We start from the raw sequence: 15,883 nt of genomic DNA, 5'->3' as shown, positions 1-15,883 counted from the left end.
CAAGTATGATGGGGTTCATGAACACCCAGTCACCTTGGCTCGACGATGATCAGCAGGCCCTGTGGCAGGCGCTCCTCACCGTCGTCATCGCCCTGCCCGCAGCCCTCGACCGTCAGCTGCAGCGCACGTCGAGCATCAGCAACTTCGAGTACGGGGTGCTGGCACGGCTGTCCATGGCCGACGAGCACACGATGCGCCTCAGCGACCTGGCCCGGGACTGCGACAGCACCCAGCCCCGCCTGTCCAAGGTGATGGACCGCTTTGAGGCCCGCGACTGGGTCGGCCGCCGACCCGATCCCGAAGACGGCCGGTACACCCTGGCCACTCTGACCGACACCGGCCGGCAGAAACTCGTCGAGACCGCACCCGAGCACGTCGCACAGGTCAAGCGGCTCGTCTTCGACCCGCTCACCGCCGCCCAGCGCCGCCACCTCGGGGTCGCGCTCACTCGGATCGCCGCCACCGTGCGTCAGGAACTCGACTGCTGACGCCGTCCCGCCGGGGTCCGTGGCCGTGCCCGCGCACGGAATTAGGCACCGCGCAGTCTTCGCCGGAGGCGCCGGTGCTGACGGTCATGGTGCGGTGACGTCGGCCGTCGACGGTCAGTCGATGTCCAGGACCGCCTTGCCGTGGAGGCGGCGGTCCAGGAGGGCGGTGATGGCCTCCTCGGCTCGGTCCCAGCCGCCGCGCCAGGTGATCTGCGGGTCGAGGTCGCCCGCCGCGACGCGCTCCGCGAGCCAGCCGAGGTCCGTGCCGATGTCGGGCCGGTCGAGCAGGTAGAAGGTGACGATGGAGCGGTTGTGGCGGCCTTCGTTGCCGTAGAGGGCGCCGAACGGGAAGTTCTCGGGCTGGCCCGTGACATGGCCGACGGACACCAGGGTGCCGTGCGCGGCGAGTTTGTCGTACGCGGCCACCAGCTGCGGTCCACCGACGTTGTCGACCACTCCGTGCACCGGCTCGTCGATCTCGGCCGGGTCCGTGACCACCTGGTGGGCGCCCAGTGTCCGCAGGCCGTCGCCGTGGGCCGCCGGATCGCCGGTGGAGGCGATGACATGGGCGCCGCCGAGCCGGGCGAGCTGGACGGCGTACCGGCCGACCCCGCCGGTGGCGCCCGTGACCAGGATGCGCCGGCCGAGGGTGTCGCCGATCCGGCGCAGCGCGCGCAGGGCGCTGCCGCCCGCGACCGGGATGGTGCTGAGCGCGCCGGGGTCGGCACCGGCGGGCGGGACGCCGAGCATTCCGGTGTCCACCGCGCGCAGCTCCGCCCAGCCGCCGTCCGCGCCCAGGGTGACGACGGGGGTTCCGGCGGCCGGTCCCGAGCCGTCGGCGGCCGCGCGCTCGACCACTCCGGCGGCGTCCCAGCCCAGCACGGTGCCGTCGGGGGCCTCGGTCCGGTGGGAGATCTCGCCGTAGTTGAGGGAGGTGGCGGTCACCCGGACCAGCGCCTGGTGGGGGGCGGGTTCGGGGTCGGCCGCCGCGCCGAGGCGCAGGCCGGAGGGGGAGGAGTGGTCAACGAGCAGGGCGCGCATGGCGGTTCGCCTTTCCGGTGAATGATGGCGGCACCAGTTATGCCACTGAGTGGCGAACGCGTGCAAGTGGCGTCATCGATGACGGCTACACTTTCCGCCGTGACTGCCGCTCCCAACTCCTCACTGCGCGAACGCAAGAAGCGGCGCACCCGTCAGACGCTGATAGACACCGCGCTGGAACTGTTCACCCGGCGCGGCTTCGGCGGGGTGACGCTGGACGAGCTGTGCGAGGAGGTGGAGGTCTCCAAGCGCACCTTCTTCCGCACCTTCACCAGCAAGGAAGACGTCGCGATGGCCCCCGACCAGGACCTGTGGCGGGCCTTCCTGGAGGAGCTGGAGACCGCGGACCCGGGCGGGCTGCCGGTGGTGGAGCTGGGGCGGGACGCGCTGCTGGCCGCGCTGGCGCGGATGGACGACGAGGGCTGGGCCCGCCGGATGCTGCTCAGTCGGCGGCTGGCCGAACGGACGCCTTCGATGGGCGCGCACGGCCTCCAGTTCTGCGAGGCCACCACGCAGGAGGCGCTGGCGATCCTGCACCGGCGGTTCGGCCTCGGCGCGCCGGGCGACCTCCGGCCGCGGCTGGCGGTGGACATGCTGGTCGCCGCGTTCCACGGGGCACTGGCGTGTTGGGTGGCACAGGCCGAAGAGGCCGACGGGGCGCGCGGGGCGAGCCGTACCGAGCCGCCCACCGCCGGGGAGCTGGCCGATCGCCTCCGCGAGACCGTCGCCGCCCTCCCCGCGAGCCTCGCCCTGACCACGTCCCGCTGACGCCTGGGGCCGCGCCCGGCGGGGACGGCGGTTGATGTCCGGGCCCTGGGCCGCCCGTGGCCGGGCCGGAACTGCCCGTTCACGGCGGTGACCTCGCCCCCCGTCCCGTGACCTCGCGCCCCCCGCCCCGGGGTCGCGCCCCCCGCCCCGGGGTCGCGCCCCCCGCCCGGGGTTGCGCCCCCGCCCGGGGTTGCGCCCCCGCCCCGGGGTTGCGCCCCCGCCCCGCGGGCGGTGGTCAGCTGAAGGCGATCACCAGGCCGAAGCCGAGGAAGATCGTGCCGCCTAGGGTCAGGCCCACCGCCGGGCCCACCAGCTGGCGGCGCATCCATACCCGGGCCTTCTGTGACTCGCCCGGGAGGTACCTCACGTCCACCCTCCGGCCGGTCGCCAGCCCCAGGCCGATGCCCTGGATCGCGGTCGTGAACTCCACCACGTAGCCCTGGTGGTCGTGGAACCGGATGACCGGCGTCTGGGTCCCGCCCTGGTCCCGGCGGTCCACGAGGTTGGCGACCACCTCGCCCTCCGCACGGACCCCCTCGCGGCGCAGCCGTCGCACCAGCCGGGCGTCGCGGACAGCGCAGGCGTAGAGCAACAAACCGACCGCGACGCACAGCAGATCGGCTCCGGGCACGGCCATCGATGAACCGCCTCTCGTCGTGTCCGAGTGTCCGAATCCCTGTCCGCCACGGGAGACGCGTTGATCCGGAGCTTCGGTTGCCGCCCGCGCGCTCTGTCGCGAAATGACGGGGTGCGGGATCCTCCCGTGACATGAGCAGACCCCTGAACCGTCGTGTGAGCGGCTGGATCTGGCCCCTCGTCATCGGACTCGCCTTCACCCTCACCTGGAGCTCACCGGCCGGTGCGGACGCCTCCCGCGCTGCGGACGCCTCCCGCGCTGCGGACGCCTCCCGCGCTGCGGACGCCTCCCGCGCTGCGGACGCCTCCCGCGCCGGGATCGGCGACGCCATCGACACCATCCTCGCCGACCCCCTGCTGAAGGGCGGCGCGGCCGGGGTGGTGGTCGCCGACGCCGACTCCGGTGCCGTGCTCTACCGGCACCGGCCCGACGACCGGCTGATGCCCGCCTCCAACACCAAGCTGTTCACCTCGGCCGCCGCCATGGGGCTGCTCGGCCCCGACCACCGCTTCCGCACCGATGTGCTGACCGACGGCAGCCGACGCGGGCACACCCTCCGGGGCGATCTCTTCCTTCGCGGCACCGGCGACCCCACGATGCTCGCCGGGGACTACGACCGCCTGGCGAAGGGCGTCGCCGACGCGGGGATCACCGAGGTCAGCGGGCGGCTGATCGCCGATGACACCCGCTTCGACGCCCAGCGGGTGGGCCGTTCCTGGGCGGCCGACGACGAGTCCTCGTACTACGCGGCGCAGATCTCCGCGCTGACCCTCGCCCCCGACACCGACTACGACGCGGGCAGCGTCATCGTGGAGGTGACCCCGGGCGCGGCGACCGGCGACCGGCCGAAGGTCACCGTCACGCCGCCGAACGCGTACGTACGGATCGACAACCGCGCGACCACCGGAAGCGGCGGCCTCACCATCGAGCGGCAGCACGGCTCCAACACCATCACCGTCAGCGGCGCCCTCCCGGCCGGGGCGGCGACCGCCAAGGAGTGGGTCAGCGTCTGGGCGCCCACCGGCTACGCCACCTCGGTCTTCGCCGACGCCCTCGAACGGCACGGCGTCCGCGTGGCCGGGCCCACCCGCCTGGGCCGGGCCGCCCCGGCGGACGCCCGAACGCTCACCTCGCACCGCTCCATGCCGCTGAAGGAACTGCTCATCCCGTTCATGAAGCTGTCCAACAACATCCACGCCGAGGCGCTCACCAAGGCCATCGGCTATGAGACGGCCGGGCGCGGCACCTGGGACGCGGGGCTCGCCGCCATCGCCGACTGGCTGAAGAAGCAGGGCGTGGACAGCGGCGCGGTGCGCCAGGTGGACGGCTCGGGGCTGTCCCGGATGGACAACATCGCGGCCGGGCGCCTCACCGAACTGCTGCTGTCGGTGCGCGACGAGCCCTGGTACGCCGACTGGTACGCCTCGCTGCCGGTGGCCTGCGCACCGGACCGGTTCGTGGGCGGCACCCTGCGGTCGCGGATGTGCTCCACGCCGGCGGCCGGGAACGCGCGCGGCAAGACCGGCTCCCTGACCGGCGCCTCCGCGCTCTCCGGCTATGTCACCGACGCGGACGGCAGGGAGCTGGTCTACAGCGTCGTCCTCAACAACTATCTCGCCTCGTCCGTGAAGAACCTGGAGGACGCGATCGTGGTGACGCTCGCGAAGTCCGGCGAGGGCCATGCGGAGGCGGTGCGGCCCCGTGCCGTACGGGGCGCCCCGGCCGCCACGGCCGACGCCGGACGCGAGTGCTCCTGGGTCAAGCCCCGGCGCTGCTGAGCGCTCCGCGGGAAGTGCCCTGACCTGCCGTCGATCGTCCGCGGCACCGTCGTGGCTGGTCGCGCAGTTCCCCGCGCCCCTTCGGGGCGCCACCGAACCGCAGCCGACTTCCGCCGATCCGCTTAGCGCCCGCGCCAGGGCTACGGCATCGGCAGCCTCAGCACCGACGTCCCCGCCGACGCCTCCGCGGACGCGCCGCCGGCCACCTCCAGCCGCCATGGCGCCGAGGTGCCGGCGGCCTCGGCGCGCAGCACCGCCCCGTCCCGGACGACGGTGAAGGTGGCGGCCGTCGTGCCGTCCGGGCGCGGCACCCGCACCGTGACCGGGCCCGCCGCCGGTTCGTACACCCGCAGCGTGATCCCGTCCGCCCAGTCGGCGTCGGGGCGGTCGTCGGCCGCCCCGAACGGGATCACCGCGCCGGGGCGGGCCAGCAGCGGGACGCTGAGGAAGCCGTGGGTCTCGCGCACCCAGCGCGGGCCGCGCACGGTCCGCCCGCTGGGCACATGCGTCCAGACGCCCTCCGGTACGTAGTACGTCACCTCGCCCTCGTCGTCGAAGACCGGGGCGACCAGCAGATCCCCGCCGAGCATGTACTGCCGCTCGAGACCCGCGCACCCGGGGTCGTCCGGGAACTCCAGGACCATGGCGCGCATCACCGGGACGCCCTCGGTGTGCGCCTGCCGCGCCGCCTCGTACAGATACGGCATCAGCCGCAGCTTCAGCCGGGTGAAGTGGCGCAGCACCTCGACCGACTCCTCGTCGAAGAGCCACGGCACCCGGTAGGAGGACGAGCCGTGCAGTCTGCTGTGCGAGGACAGCAGCCCGAAGGCGATCCACCGCTTGAACAGGGCCGGGTCCGGGGTGCCCTCGAAGCCGCCGATGTCATGGCTCCAGAAGCCGAAGCCGGAAAGTCCCAGCGAGAGCCCGCCGCGCAGCGATTCGGCCATCGCCTCGTAGGTGGACTCGCAGTCGCCGCCCCAGTGCACCGGGAACCGCTGGCCGCCCGCCGTGGCCGAGCGCGCGAAGACCACCGCCTCGCCCTCCCCGCGCCGCTCGCTCAGCGCCTCGTGGACGGTGCGGTTGTAGAGGTGGGTGTAGTAGTTGTGCATCCGCTCGGGGTCCGAGCCGTCCGCGTAGACCACGTCCAGCGGCACCCGCTCGCCGAAGTCGGTCTTGAAGCAGTCCACGCCCATGTCCAGCAGCGCGGTCAGCTTGGCCGCGTACCAGGCGCGGGCTTCCGGGCTGGTGAAGTCCACCAGCGCCATGCCCGGCTGCCACAGGTCCCACTGCCACACCGACCCGTCCGGCCGCTTCAGCAGATGCCCGGCCGCCTTGCCCTCGGCGAAGAGCGGGGAGCGCTGGCCGATGTACGGATTGATCCAGACGGAGATCTTGAGCCCCCGCTCGCGCAGCCGGCGCAGCATGCCCGCCGGGTCGGGGAAGACCCGCGGATCCCAGGTGAAGTCGCACCACTGGTACTCGCGCATCCAGAAGCAGTCGAAGTGGAAGACGGACAGCGGCAGGGCGCGCTCCGCCATGCCGTCGACGAAGCCGGTGACCGTCTCCTCGTCGTAGGAGGTGGTGAAGGAGGTGGACAGCCACAGCCCGAAGGACCACGCGGGCGGCAGCGCGGGGCGGCCGGTGAGCGCCGTGTAGCGGCGCAGGATCTCCTTGGGGGTGGGCCCGTGGATGACGTAGTACGTGAGCTCCTGGTCCTCGGCGCTGAACTGGAGCCGGGAGACCGCCTCCGAGCCGACCTCGAAGGAGACCCGGCCGGGGTGGTCCACGAAGATCCCGTAGCCCGCGTCGGTGAGGAGGAACGGGATGTTCTTGTACGCCTGCTCGGTGGCGGTGCCGCCGTCGGCGTTCCAGATGTCGACGGCCTGGCCGTTCCTCACCAGCGGGCCGAAGCGCTCGCCGAGGCCGTAGACCGAGGTGCCGACCCGCAGCGCGAGCCGTTCGCGCAGGTGGTGGTGGCCGTCGGCGGTCTCCATGATGCCCATGTCCTTGACGCCGCTGCTGGTGAGCGTGCGCCCGGCGGCCTCGAAGTCCATCCGCCAGGGCCCGGTGCGGGCGAGGCGCACCGAGAGCGCGCCCGAGGTGAGCCGGGCCTCCCCGTCGTCGCAGCTCACCTCGGCGTCGTACGTCTCGCGGGCGATCTCGAACGACGGGCCGCGCTCCACCCCGCCCGCGAAGTGGGTGATCCGGACGGCGATCACATCGGGCATGGGGGCGGTGCAGGTCAGGGTGAGGGCGGGACCCTTGAGCAGATCGCCGCGGTGGCGTACGGGATGGGTGGGGGCGTGGACGGTGAGGGTGCCGGGGCCGGTCTCCACATCGAGCACCCCCTGGGGGTACGCGGCGTGGACGCCCTCGCGCAGTCTCCAGTAGCCGTCGCTGAACTTCATGCGGCCCTCCTCGTCATTTGACCGCGCCCATGGCGATGCCACGGGTCAGGGTCCGCTGGAAAATCAGGAAGAAGCAGAACGCGGGGAGCACCCCCAGCAGGGCGGCCGCGTTGGTCATGGTGGCGTCCATCAGCCGCTGGCCCTGGAGGACGCCGAGCGCCACCGAGACCGTCTGGTTGTCGTTGGAGATCAGCATCACCAGGGGCAGCAGGAACTCGTTCCAGGTCCAGATGAAGAAGAAGACCAGCAGCACTCCGATGGTGGGGCGGCTGACCGGCACCACGACCCGCCACAGCACCTGCCACTTGGTGGCGCCGTCGATCCGGGCCGCCTCGATGACCTCCTTGGGGAAGGCGCCGAGCACGGAGGAGAGCAGATAGGTGCCGAAGGCCGACTGGATCACGGTGAAGACGATGATCACGCTCAGCCGGGTGTCATACAGGCCCACCTGCTTGGACAGGTAGTAGACGGGGTAGACCAGGGCCTCCTGCGGCAGCATGTTGGCCAGCACGAAGAAGGCCAGCACCCAGGGGCGGCCCCTGACCCGGCCGATGCCGATCGCATACGCGTTGAGCACCGACAGCAGCGCGGCGAGCACCGCCACCGAGCCGGAGATCAGCGCGGAGTTGAACAGCTTCCGGCCGAAGTCGACCCGCTGCCAGAAGTCCCTCAGGCCGTCGAGGTGGATCCCCTCGGGCAGGCTCAGCGGGCCGTTCGCGGAGTAGTCGGCGGGCGATTTCACCGCGTTGAGGGCCACCACGAGGAAGGGCAGCACCATGAGGGCGGCCGCCACGGTCAGCGCGGCCAGCACGGGGTAGCGGGCCGGGGCCTGGTGCCGCTTGACGGCGTTCACTGGTCCTCCGCCCGGGTTTGCAGGCGCAATGCCACCAGGGCCAGCGCCAGGATGATTACGGTGAGGGCGGTGGAGACCGCGGAGCCGTACCCGACCTGCGTCTTCTCGAAGAAGGACTGGAAGGAGAAGTACGAGGGGACATTGGTGGCCCCACCCGGCCCGCCCTTGGTGAGCACATACACCGCGCCGAAGACCTTGAGCGCCGCGATGGTGCACCACAGCAGCACGACATAGATCTCCGGGCGGATCTGCTCCAGCGTCACATGCCAGAACCGCCGCCACCACGACGCCCCGTCCAGCTCGGCCGCCTCGTGCAGGGACGGATCGGCGCGCTGGAGCCCCGCCATGAAGACCACCAGCGGAAAGCCGAGCTGGACCCACACCATCACGGCCATCACGCTGTAGAGCGCGAAGTCCGGGTCGCCCAGCCAGTCATGGCGCAGCGAGTCGAGGCCGACGGCGCCCAGCGCCTCGTTGAGCGCGCCGTTCTCCGGGGCGAGGATCCAGCTCCAGACGATTCCGGCCACCGCGATCGGCAGCACCTGCGGCAGATAGAAGCAGGCGCGCAGCACGCTCGCGGTGCGGGTGCCGATGTGTTTGGCGATGTAGTCGAAGAGCGCGGCGGCCAGCACCAGGCCGATGGCGGTGGGGAGCACCGCCATCGCCACCACCATCGCCAGGCTGTGCCGGAAGGATTCCCAGAAGGCGGAGTCGTCCAGCAGATCGCGGTAGTTGGCGAGCCCGGCCCACTTCGGGCTGCCCACGCCCTGCCAGTGGGTGAGGCTGATCCCGGTGTTCATCAGGAACGGGACGACGATGACGGCGAGGAAGGCCAGCGCGCCGGGGAGCAGGAACAGGGCGTACGGATATTCGCGGCGCCGTAGCAGCGGTGCCTTGCCGTGGGAGCTCATCCCTTCGGCGCGCCCGCGTCGTATGCCTTCTTCAGCGCGTCCAGATAGGCGTCGGGCCCGGCGCTGCCGGTGATCAGCTTCTGGGTCTCGGAGACGAGGACGTCATAGAAGCCGGGGACCGGCCAGTCGGGGTAGAAGGCCAGGCCGTCGCCGTCGGCGTAAGCGGTGAAGTCCTTGATCAGGGCCTTGGACTTGGGGTCGGTGATCGCCGAGGGATCGGCGGCCACGGGCACTCCGCCGTTGTTGCCGAGGGTGTTCTGGATGCCCTTCTTCATCGTGATGTCGATGAAGTCGTAGGCGAGCTCCTTGTTCTTGGCGCCCTTCGGGACGACCCAGAGATTGCCGCCGGAGCCGAGGGTGAGCTTGGAGCCGGGGAAGGGGAAGGTGCCCCACTCGTCCTTCATCTCGGATTTGAAGCGGCCGAACCACCAGCTGCCGGAGAAGAACATGGGGTATTTCCCCGCGATGAAGGCCGCGCCCGCGTCCTCGGCCTTGGCGCCGCTCGAACTCTTCGCGATATAGCCCTTCTTCACCCAGTCGGCGAAGGTGGTGGCGCCATAGGTCCAGGCGGCGTCGTGGAAGTCCGGCTTGCCCTGGTACTGCTCGTAGGCGTCCACCCAGGAGCGGTCGGCCTTGGAGAGGGCGAGCTGGTACACGTACTGGTGGGCGGGGTATTCGGCGCCCGCGCTGGCCAGCGGGGTGACGCCCTTGTCCTTGAACGCCTTCAGGGCGGCGGTGAACTCGTCGAAGGTGGCCGGGGCCTTGATGTGGTGCTTGGCGAAGAGGGTCTTGTTGTAGAAGACCATCGTGTACTCGGCGTAGTTGGGGATCCCGTACCAGTTGCCGGTGCCCATCACGCCCTGGGCGTCATAGCGGCTGGTGGTGCGCACGCCGGAGCTGAGCGGCTTGTCCCAGCCGCGCTTGGTGACCTCGGGGGTGAGGTCGGTGAGCAGGCCCTGTTTGGAGAGCAGCCCGGTGGTGGCGTTGCCCTTGTTGTACTCCATCAGATCGGGTGCGTCACCGGAGTTGAGGACCATCGAGGCGGTCTTCTGGATCTGTTCGAAGCCCTTCTCCTCGACCTTCACCGTGACGCCCGGATGGCTCTTCTTGAACTCCTCGATGGCCTGCTTCCAGGCGATGCCCATGGCGCTGTTGGGCGCCTCGTAGTGCCAGAGTTTCAGCGACTTGCCGTCCCCGGCCTCGTCCCCGCTGTCCCCGCAACCCGCGATGAGTAGGGATGTCGCGAGCGTGGCCGCGATGACGGCCACCGTTCGTTTCGTCCGTTTCCGTGCCGTCAACATCCGCTGCCTCCGGGAGGGTTGGAAGGAAGGGTGTGCGTGCGACGTTCGTCGAAGCGCTTCGATGGGGAGAGGTATACGAGGGGTGATAGAGATATGTCAATGCCGTTGACAAAACGGGCGGGAGCGGGCGCATCCGGAAGCGCCGCGAAGGGGAGGCCCTCTCGGCCCTCAGCCCCGGTGGACCTGGCGCACCGTGCGGAGGAACGCGCCCAGGACGCTCGGGACCGGGCCGAAGCGGTGGGCGAGGTGGAACTCCAGCCCGGCGGCGGCCGGTTCCAGCGGCAGCAGGGTCACTCCCACATGCCGGAAGCGCCGCATCCCCGCCGGTCCGATGCCGATGCCGAGCCCGCAGGCGACCAGCCCCAGCAGGGTGTGCAGATTGTGCGCCTCATGCGCGATCCGCGGCTCGACCCCGGCGGCACGGCATACGGCCAGCGCCACATCGGCGGCGGCGGGCTCGGCCTGCCGCGAGGAGAGGATCAGCGGCTCGCTGTCCAGCGCCCGTACGGGCACGGCCGCGGCGCTGGTCAGCGGATGGCCGGACGGCACCGCCGCCACCAGGGTCTCCCGGCCCAGCGGCAGGCTGGTCAGCCGCCGCCGGGCGGCCGCGGGCGGCGGGCCGCAGATGACCCCGGCGTCCAGGCTGCCGTCCAGCAGCGCCTCGATCTGCCGGGCGCTGGGGAGCTCCCGCAGTTCCAGCCGGACCTGCGGGCGACGGGTCCGGAAGGCGGTGAGCACCTCGGGCAGCACGGCGGCCAGCGCGGTGCCGAGGAAGCCGATGGCGAGTGAACCGGTCTCGCCCCGCCCGGCGTCGGCCGCGTCCCGTACGGCGAGGTCGAGATGGTCCAGCACCTGCCGGGTCCGGGCCAGGAACGCCTCACCCGCGGCGGTGGGCCGCACCCCGTGCCCGGTGCGGTCGAAGAGCCGTACGCCCAGCTCGGTCTCCAGCGCCTTGATCTGCTGGGACAGCGGGGGCTGCCGGATGCCCAGCGCGGCGGCGGCGCGGCCGAAGTGGGCGTGCTCGGCGAGGGCGAGCGCGTAGCGGAGATGGCGCAGCTCCATAAGGGCCAAGCCTATATCTGATCGCGAATAATCCCTTTACGTCTCATATATCAAAGAGGAAAGCATCGTCGCGCCGGTGTTCGACTGGCCCGCTCGCCCCGGGGATCCGCGGCGCCGTGATCGACGACAGGGCCACTTCCTCCCCGAGGAACGCCCCGGCCCCCTGCTGTCCCTGCCGCTTTGGCGCTTCGGGGGTGATCACCAAGCAGTGATCTGCAGCAGGTAGACGCGCTCGTGCCGGGGAACCACCTGGCAGAGGAACATGCCGCCGGGCACAAGAACGTTCTCACCGCGCGGCGACGGTCCCTGGTACGCCGGGCCGTCCAGATACAAGGCGGCCGCCGCGCGGACCAACTCGTCCGCCTTTTTCTCCACTTCGGCGATCAGAGCGGGTGGGGCGCCGCCCGCGACGTGGTCTTCGCTGGGGTCGTACTCCCAGGCCCAGCTCACGCGGTGGCCTGCCGGGCCTCGTTCACCACGGCCAGGAGTTCGTCCATGGCGGCCCGCCAGGTCGGGTCGTCCTTGTCGAGAGTGTGTACCGCGTGTTCGGCGTTACGCCGTCGTGCGGCCAGGTCGGGGCGGCGCTCGATCTCCACCTCGCCGGCCCAGATGGTCAGCCATTGGCGGATGGGGCCGAGGTTGTTGTGTTCGGCTGCCAGGGCGAACGCCTCGTTCTTCTGGGTTTCCATCTCGCCCAGCCGATGGGGGGCTACGCGGGCGAGCGCGAGGCGCAGCGATTCAGGAGTGCGCTCCGGCCGGGGGATGAGGCCCCCCGTGGGCGGCTCCATAGGGTGTGCGCTCATACGGTCCTCCGGGCTGTTCGGTGTCCGTATGCACCGTACTGGCCATGAGGGGGCATGCGTGGCGAGCGGTGGCTTGTATGACGAATCCGGCTGATGGCGGGGCCCGCGCCGGTCGGGGGTATTAGCGTCGCGTCGGCCGGGGGTCGGAGCCGCGTGGCCGGGATGTCGGCTCGGCCGCGCGGGTGCGGCTTCGGGCCCGCGGCCGTCGGACGAAGGCCGCGAGGGTGGTGAGCGGGGAGCGGCGGCGGCGCGGTGGGGTGGTGCCGGGGTGGGCGGGGCGGGGGACGACGGGGCGGGAGGCGAGGAAGAGGATCATGCCACTACGGTCCCGGGCCCGGCCGGGGGCGGTCCAACACCTGATCGGGGGGCATTCACGCATCCCTGTTGTCAATGCTGGCCGGGTGAGGATCGAGGGGCGCGTCGGTCACCATGTGCGGGTGAACCGGGACATCGAACCGCGCCTGCTGCGCGCCTTCACCGCCGTCGCCGACGAACTGCACTTCACCCGCGCCGCCGCCCGCCTCTACGTCGCCCAGCAGGCCCTCAGCCGCGACATCCGGCGCCTGGAGCGGGAGTTGGGCGCGGAGCTGTTCGTCCGTACCACCCGCCAGGTCGCCCTCACGGCCGCGGGTGAACGGCTGCTGCCGTACGCCCGGCGGGTGCTCCAGGCCCAGGACGACCTGGCGGCGGCCTTCAGCGGGGCCGAGCGCCGTCCGCTGCTGGTGGACGTGAGCGCCCCGGTGAGCACCGGAAACCAGGTGCTGGCGGAGGCGCGGCGCCGTATCGGCCCCGAGACCGAGCTGGTGGCCCGCTTCCACAGCGGGCTGGCCGGGGCCGCCGCCGAGCTCCTCGCCGGACGCCTCGACGTCTCCTTCGGCCGGGCCCGCGGCCTCGACCCCGCCGTGCTCGCCCGGCTGGACCACCGGCTGATCCGCTATGAGCGCATCGCCGTGGTCCTGCGCGAGGACCACCCGCTGGCCCGGCTGGTGGAGATCCCGCTGTCCGCGCTCGCGGGCGAGACCCTGTACGCGGCGGCGGGCAACGACACCACCACCGAGTGGACGGACCTGGCCACCCAGCTCTTCGCGGGGCGCGGGATCGCGATGGCGGAGCCGTTCCCGGAGATCGACGGGGACGAGGAGTTCATCCGGGTGGTGACCAAGCGCCGCTGGTCGGTGCTGGCCAGCGAGGTGTTCACCCACCTGCCCGGCGCGGTGCTGCGGCCCCTCACCGAGCCCGTTCCGCTCTCACCGGTCTCCATCGTGTGGCGCAAGGGCCTCACCCACCCCGGCCTGGACGCCCTCCACACCGCGGCCCGCGCGCTCGCCACCACGTCCGGCTGGCTCCACCGCCCACCGGACTCCTGGCTGCCGCGTCCCGAGGCGGACTGAGCGCTCCGCGGGAATTGCCGCGAGGTGTGGTCGTTCATCTGCGGCTGCGTCGTGGCTGTTCGCGCAGTTCCCCGCGCCCCTTCGGGGCGCAACCGAACCGCGCCGGACTTCAGCGCAACCGCCGTCACCGGTTGGCTGTCGGAGGCGTGGTCTACGGTGGGGATCGTCCTGGCCCCTTGGGTTCGTAGAGCCCCTTCCGTCCCCTGAGCCCCTTCGGCCGAGTGCGAGGAGAATCCGGAGTGAGCCCCGAGCAACTGCGGTCCTTCTGCCTCTCCTTCAACGCGGTGGTGGAGGAGTTCCCGTTCTCCCGGCATCCGGAGGTCTCGACCTTCAAGGTGCTCGGCAAGATCTTCGCCCTGACGACGCTGGACGCCCGTCCGCTCACGGTGAATCTGAAGTGCGACCCGGCGGACGCGGGTCGGCTCCGTGAGGGGCATCCGGAGCTGATCGTCCCGGGGTGGCACATGAACAAGCGCCACTGGAACACGGTGACGGTCGACGGCGCCCTCCCGGACCGGCTGGTCCGGGAGCTCATCGAGGACTCCTACGACCTGGTGGTCGCGGGGCTGCCGAGGGCCGAGCGGCTCCGGCTCGACCGGCCTTGAGGGCGTCGTGGTCGCCCTAGAGGGTGTCGTGATCGCCCTTGAGGGTGTCGTGGTCCTGGCTTCCACGGGGTTCCGGGCCCCCGGGAATCCCCCTCACCGCCACCCGGCCCCCCAGGTGAGAGCAAGGTTTCGTCCGCGTCACCTGCCGCCACAGCCCGGAAATCCGCTGTCCCTACCGTCTGCAGCGACACCGAGAACTGTGGAGGCGTGATGACTGCCCCGACCACCACCACCGCGCGCAAGGGGGGCCGCTGGATAGAGCAGTGGGACCCGGAGGACGAGAGGTTCTGGAAGGAGGAGGGCGAGCGGATCGCTGCCCGGAACCTGGTCTTCTCCATCCTCTCCGAGCACATCGGGTTCTCGATCTGGAGCCTGTGGTCGGTGATGGTGCTGTTCATGGGGCCGGAGTACGGGGTCGACCCGGCCGGGAAGTTCTTCCTGGTCGCGATGGGCACGCTGGTGGGCGGGGTGCTGCGGGTGCCGTACACCTTCGCCGTCGCGCGGTTCGGCGGGCGCAACTGGACGATCATCAGCGCGGGGATGCTGCTCGTGCCCGCGATCGCCGCCGCCGTGGTGATGGAGCCCGGGACCTCGTACACCACGTTCATGGTGGTCGCGGCGCTCACCGGGGTCGGGGGCGGTAACTTCGCCTCGTCCATGACCAACATCAACTCCTTCTACCCGCTGCGCAGGAAGGGCTGGGCGCTCGGCCTCAACGCGGGCGGCGGCAACATCGGCGTGCCCGTGATCCAGCTGGTCGGCCTGCTGGTGATCGGCACCGCCGGGGCGACCCATCCGCGGCTCGTACTGGCCGTCTACGTCCCGCTGATCGTGGTCGCGGCGGTGCTCTCGGCGCTGTTCATGGACAACCTGGCGCCGGTGCGCAACGACGCCGGGGCGGCCAAGGAGGCGGCGCGGGACGCCCACACCTGGATCATGTCGCTGCTCTACATCGGCACCTTCGGCTCGTTCATCGGCTACAGCTTCGCCTTCGGTCTGGTGCTGCAGAACCAGTTCGACCGCACCCCGCTCCAGGCCGCCTCGCTCACCTTCATCGGCCCGCTGCTCGGCTCGCTCATCCGCCCCGTCGGCGGCCGGCTCGCCGACGCCCACGGAGGCGCGAAGATCACGCTGTGGACCTTCGCGGCCATGGCCGCCGCGACCGTCGTGGTCGTCTACGCCTCCGCGCAGAAGTCGCTGGCCGTCTTCCTCGTCGGCTTCATCGCCCTCTTCGTCCTCAGCGGACTCGGCAACGGCTCCACCTTCAAGATGATCCCCGGCATCTTCCAGGCGAAGGCCGTGGCCCGCGGCCTGACCGGCGAGGAGGCCGCGGCCTACGGGCGGCGGCTGTCGGGCGCGGCGATGGGGCTGATCGGGGCGGTCGGCGCGCTCGGCGGGCTCGGGGTCAACCTCGCCTTCCGGGAGTCGTTCGCGGGCGCCCACTCCGGGACCCCCGCCTTCGTTTCCTTCCTCGCCTTCTACGCGGTGTGCTCCGCGGTCACCTGGGTCGTATACCTCCGTGGCGCCCGCCGCCCGGCCGCGGTGTCCGCCGCGCAGGCGGGTGCGCATGATCCGCGGCCGGAGCGGCAACCCGCCTACGCGGACGTCTGAGCGGACGTCTGAGCGGGCCTCCGAGGGGACGTCTGAGCGGAGGCCCGAGGGGGCCGTCCGAGCGGGCCGCCGAGCGGCCTACAGGCGGGCGTCCCGGCGGTTCGGGGCGTACGGTCGGCCGGGGGCCCGGACGGGGGGCGGGGGGGGCCCCCCCCCCGCCGCCCCCGTAAGCCCGGGGAAACACCGGGAAACCCCCCCCACACCGGGCCGCGACACATATCGCTAA

Annotated in this window: 16 protein-coding genes; 6 read left to right on the top strand and 10 right to left on the bottom strand. The window is 71.6% G+C overall.

The window, feature by feature from the left end; translation table 11 throughout:
• Positions 1-17: 17 nt before the first annotated feature.
• Positions 18-488: a MarR family winged helix-turn-helix transcriptional regulator gene (locus ACFXB5_RS26370; RefSeq protein ID WP_385212101.1), complete on the top strand. Its 471-nt coding sequence runs from the start codon at positions 18-20 to the stop codon at positions 486-488.
• A gap of 114 nt (positions 489-602) precedes the next feature.
• On the opposite strand, the gene ACFXB5_RS26365 is transcribed toward ACFXB5_RS26370, so the two are convergent.
• Positions 603-1,529: a zinc-binding dehydrogenase gene (locus ACFXB5_RS26365; RefSeq protein WP_385212099.1), complete on the bottom strand. Its 927-nt coding sequence runs from the start codon at positions 1,527-1,529 to the stop codon at positions 603-605.
• 99 nt (positions 1,530-1,628) lie between these two features.
• Here ACFXB5_RS26365 and ACFXB5_RS26360 point away from each other — a divergent pair, with 99 nt between their 5' ends.
• Positions 1,629-2,297, top strand: a complete 669-nt coding sequence (locus ACFXB5_RS26360) for a TetR/AcrR family transcriptional regulator (RefSeq protein WP_385212098.1) — start codon at positions 1,629-1,631, stop codon at positions 2,295-2,297.
• A gap of 235 nt (positions 2,298-2,532) precedes the next feature.
• On the opposite strand, the gene ACFXB5_RS26355 is transcribed toward ACFXB5_RS26360, so the two are convergent.
• Positions 2,533-2,934 (bottom strand): DUF3592 domain-containing protein, encoded by a 402-nt coding sequence (locus tag ACFXB5_RS26355; protein ID WP_385212096.1) that lies wholly within the window; start codon positions 2,932-2,934, stop codon positions 2,533-2,535.
• 131 nt (positions 2,935-3,065) lie between these two features.
• On the opposite strand from ACFXB5_RS26355, the gene dacB reads away from it, so the two are divergent.
• Positions 3,066-4,712, top strand: a complete 1,647-nt coding sequence (gene dacB / locus ACFXB5_RS26350; protein ID WP_385212094.1) for a D-alanyl-D-alanine carboxypeptidase/D-alanyl-D-alanine-endopeptidase — start codon at positions 3,066-3,068, stop codon at positions 4,710-4,712.
• 140 nt (positions 4,713-4,852) lie between these two features.
• Here the strand turns inward: dacB and yicI are convergent, their stop codons facing one another.
• The 8 genes from yicI to ACFXB5_RS26310 form a co-directional block, all read right to left on the bottom strand.
• Positions 4,853-7,120, bottom strand: a complete 2,268-nt coding sequence (gene yicI / locus ACFXB5_RS26345) for an alpha-xylosidase (protein ID WP_385212092.1) — start codon at positions 7,118-7,120, stop codon at positions 4,853-4,855.
• 13 nt (positions 7,121-7,133) lie between these two features.
• Positions 7,134-7,898 (bottom strand): carbohydrate ABC transporter permease, encoded by a 765-nt coding sequence (locus tag ACFXB5_RS26340; RefSeq protein ID WP_121825177.1) that lies wholly within the window; start codon positions 7,896-7,898, stop codon positions 7,134-7,136.
• 71 nt (positions 7,899-7,969) lie between these two features.
• Positions 7,970-8,884, bottom strand: coding sequence for a carbohydrate ABC transporter permease (locus ACFXB5_RS26335; protein ID WP_385212091.1), 915 nt, complete (start codon positions 8,882-8,884; stop codon positions 7,970-7,972).
• A complete protein-coding gene (locus ACFXB5_RS26330; protein ID WP_385212089.1) occupies positions 8,881-10,185 on the bottom strand; it encodes an extracellular solute-binding protein in 1,305 nt (434 codons plus the stop codon). Before ACFXB5_RS26330 ends, ACFXB5_RS26335 begins: the two co-directional genes overlap by 4 nt.
• A 168-nt stretch (positions 10,186-10,353) precedes the next feature.
• Positions 10,354-11,247: a LysR substrate-binding domain-containing protein gene (locus ACFXB5_RS26325; protein WP_385212087.1), complete on the bottom strand. Its 894-nt coding sequence runs from the start codon at positions 11,245-11,247 to the stop codon at positions 10,354-10,356.
• A gap of 198 nt (positions 11,248-11,445) precedes the next feature.
• Entirely contained in the window at positions 11,446-11,697 is a 252-nt protein-coding gene (locus tag ACFXB5_RS26320; protein WP_385212085.1) for a hypothetical protein, read from the bottom strand.
• The gene (locus ACFXB5_RS26315) at positions 11,694-12,050 is read right to left on the bottom strand and encodes a hypothetical protein (RefSeq protein WP_385212083.1); all 357 of its coding nucleotides are present in this window, start codon (positions 12,048-12,050) and stop codon (positions 11,694-11,696) included. The genes ACFXB5_RS26320 and ACFXB5_RS26315 overlap by 4 nt, the downstream gene beginning before the upstream one ends.
• Before the next feature lie 121 nt (positions 12,051-12,171).
• Positions 12,172-12,366 carry a hypothetical protein gene (locus ACFXB5_RS26310; protein ID WP_385212082.1) on the bottom strand — a complete coding sequence of 65 codons (195 nt, stop codon included), beginning with the start codon at positions 12,364-12,366 and terminating at the stop codon, positions 12,172-12,174.
• Between the two features lie 121 nt (positions 12,367-12,487).
• Between ACFXB5_RS26310 and ACFXB5_RS26305 the strand changes: the two genes are divergently transcribed.
• The 3 genes from ACFXB5_RS26305 to ACFXB5_RS26295 all read left to right on the top strand — a co-directional run bounded on the left by ACFXB5_RS26305 (position 12,488) and on the right by ACFXB5_RS26295 (position 15,657).
• On the top strand, positions 12,488-13,441 hold the full coding sequence (locus ACFXB5_RS26305; protein ID WP_385212080.1) for a LysR family transcriptional regulator: 954 nt from the start codon (positions 12,488-12,490) through the stop codon (positions 13,439-13,441).
• A gap of 239 nt (positions 13,442-13,680) precedes the next feature.
• Positions 13,681-14,046, top strand: a complete 366-nt coding sequence (locus tag ACFXB5_RS26300) for an MmcQ/YjbR family DNA-binding protein (protein WP_385212079.1) — start codon at positions 13,681-13,683, stop codon at positions 14,044-14,046.
• Positions 14,047-14,256: 210 nt separating this feature from the next.
• Positions 14,257-15,657 (top strand): nitrate/nitrite transporter, encoded by a 1,401-nt coding sequence (locus tag ACFXB5_RS26295; RefSeq protein ID WP_385212077.1) that lies wholly within the window; start codon positions 14,257-14,259, stop codon positions 15,655-15,657.
• Positions 15,658-15,883: the final 226 nt, after the last annotated feature.

This window comes from Streptomyces sp. NPDC059455 (assembly GCF_042750115.1).
Lineage (GTDB): Bacteria > Actinomycetota > Actinomycetes > Streptomycetales > Streptomycetaceae > Streptomyces > Streptomyces endocoffeicus.
This window is presented reverse-complemented; position numbering and strand designations above follow the sequence as displayed.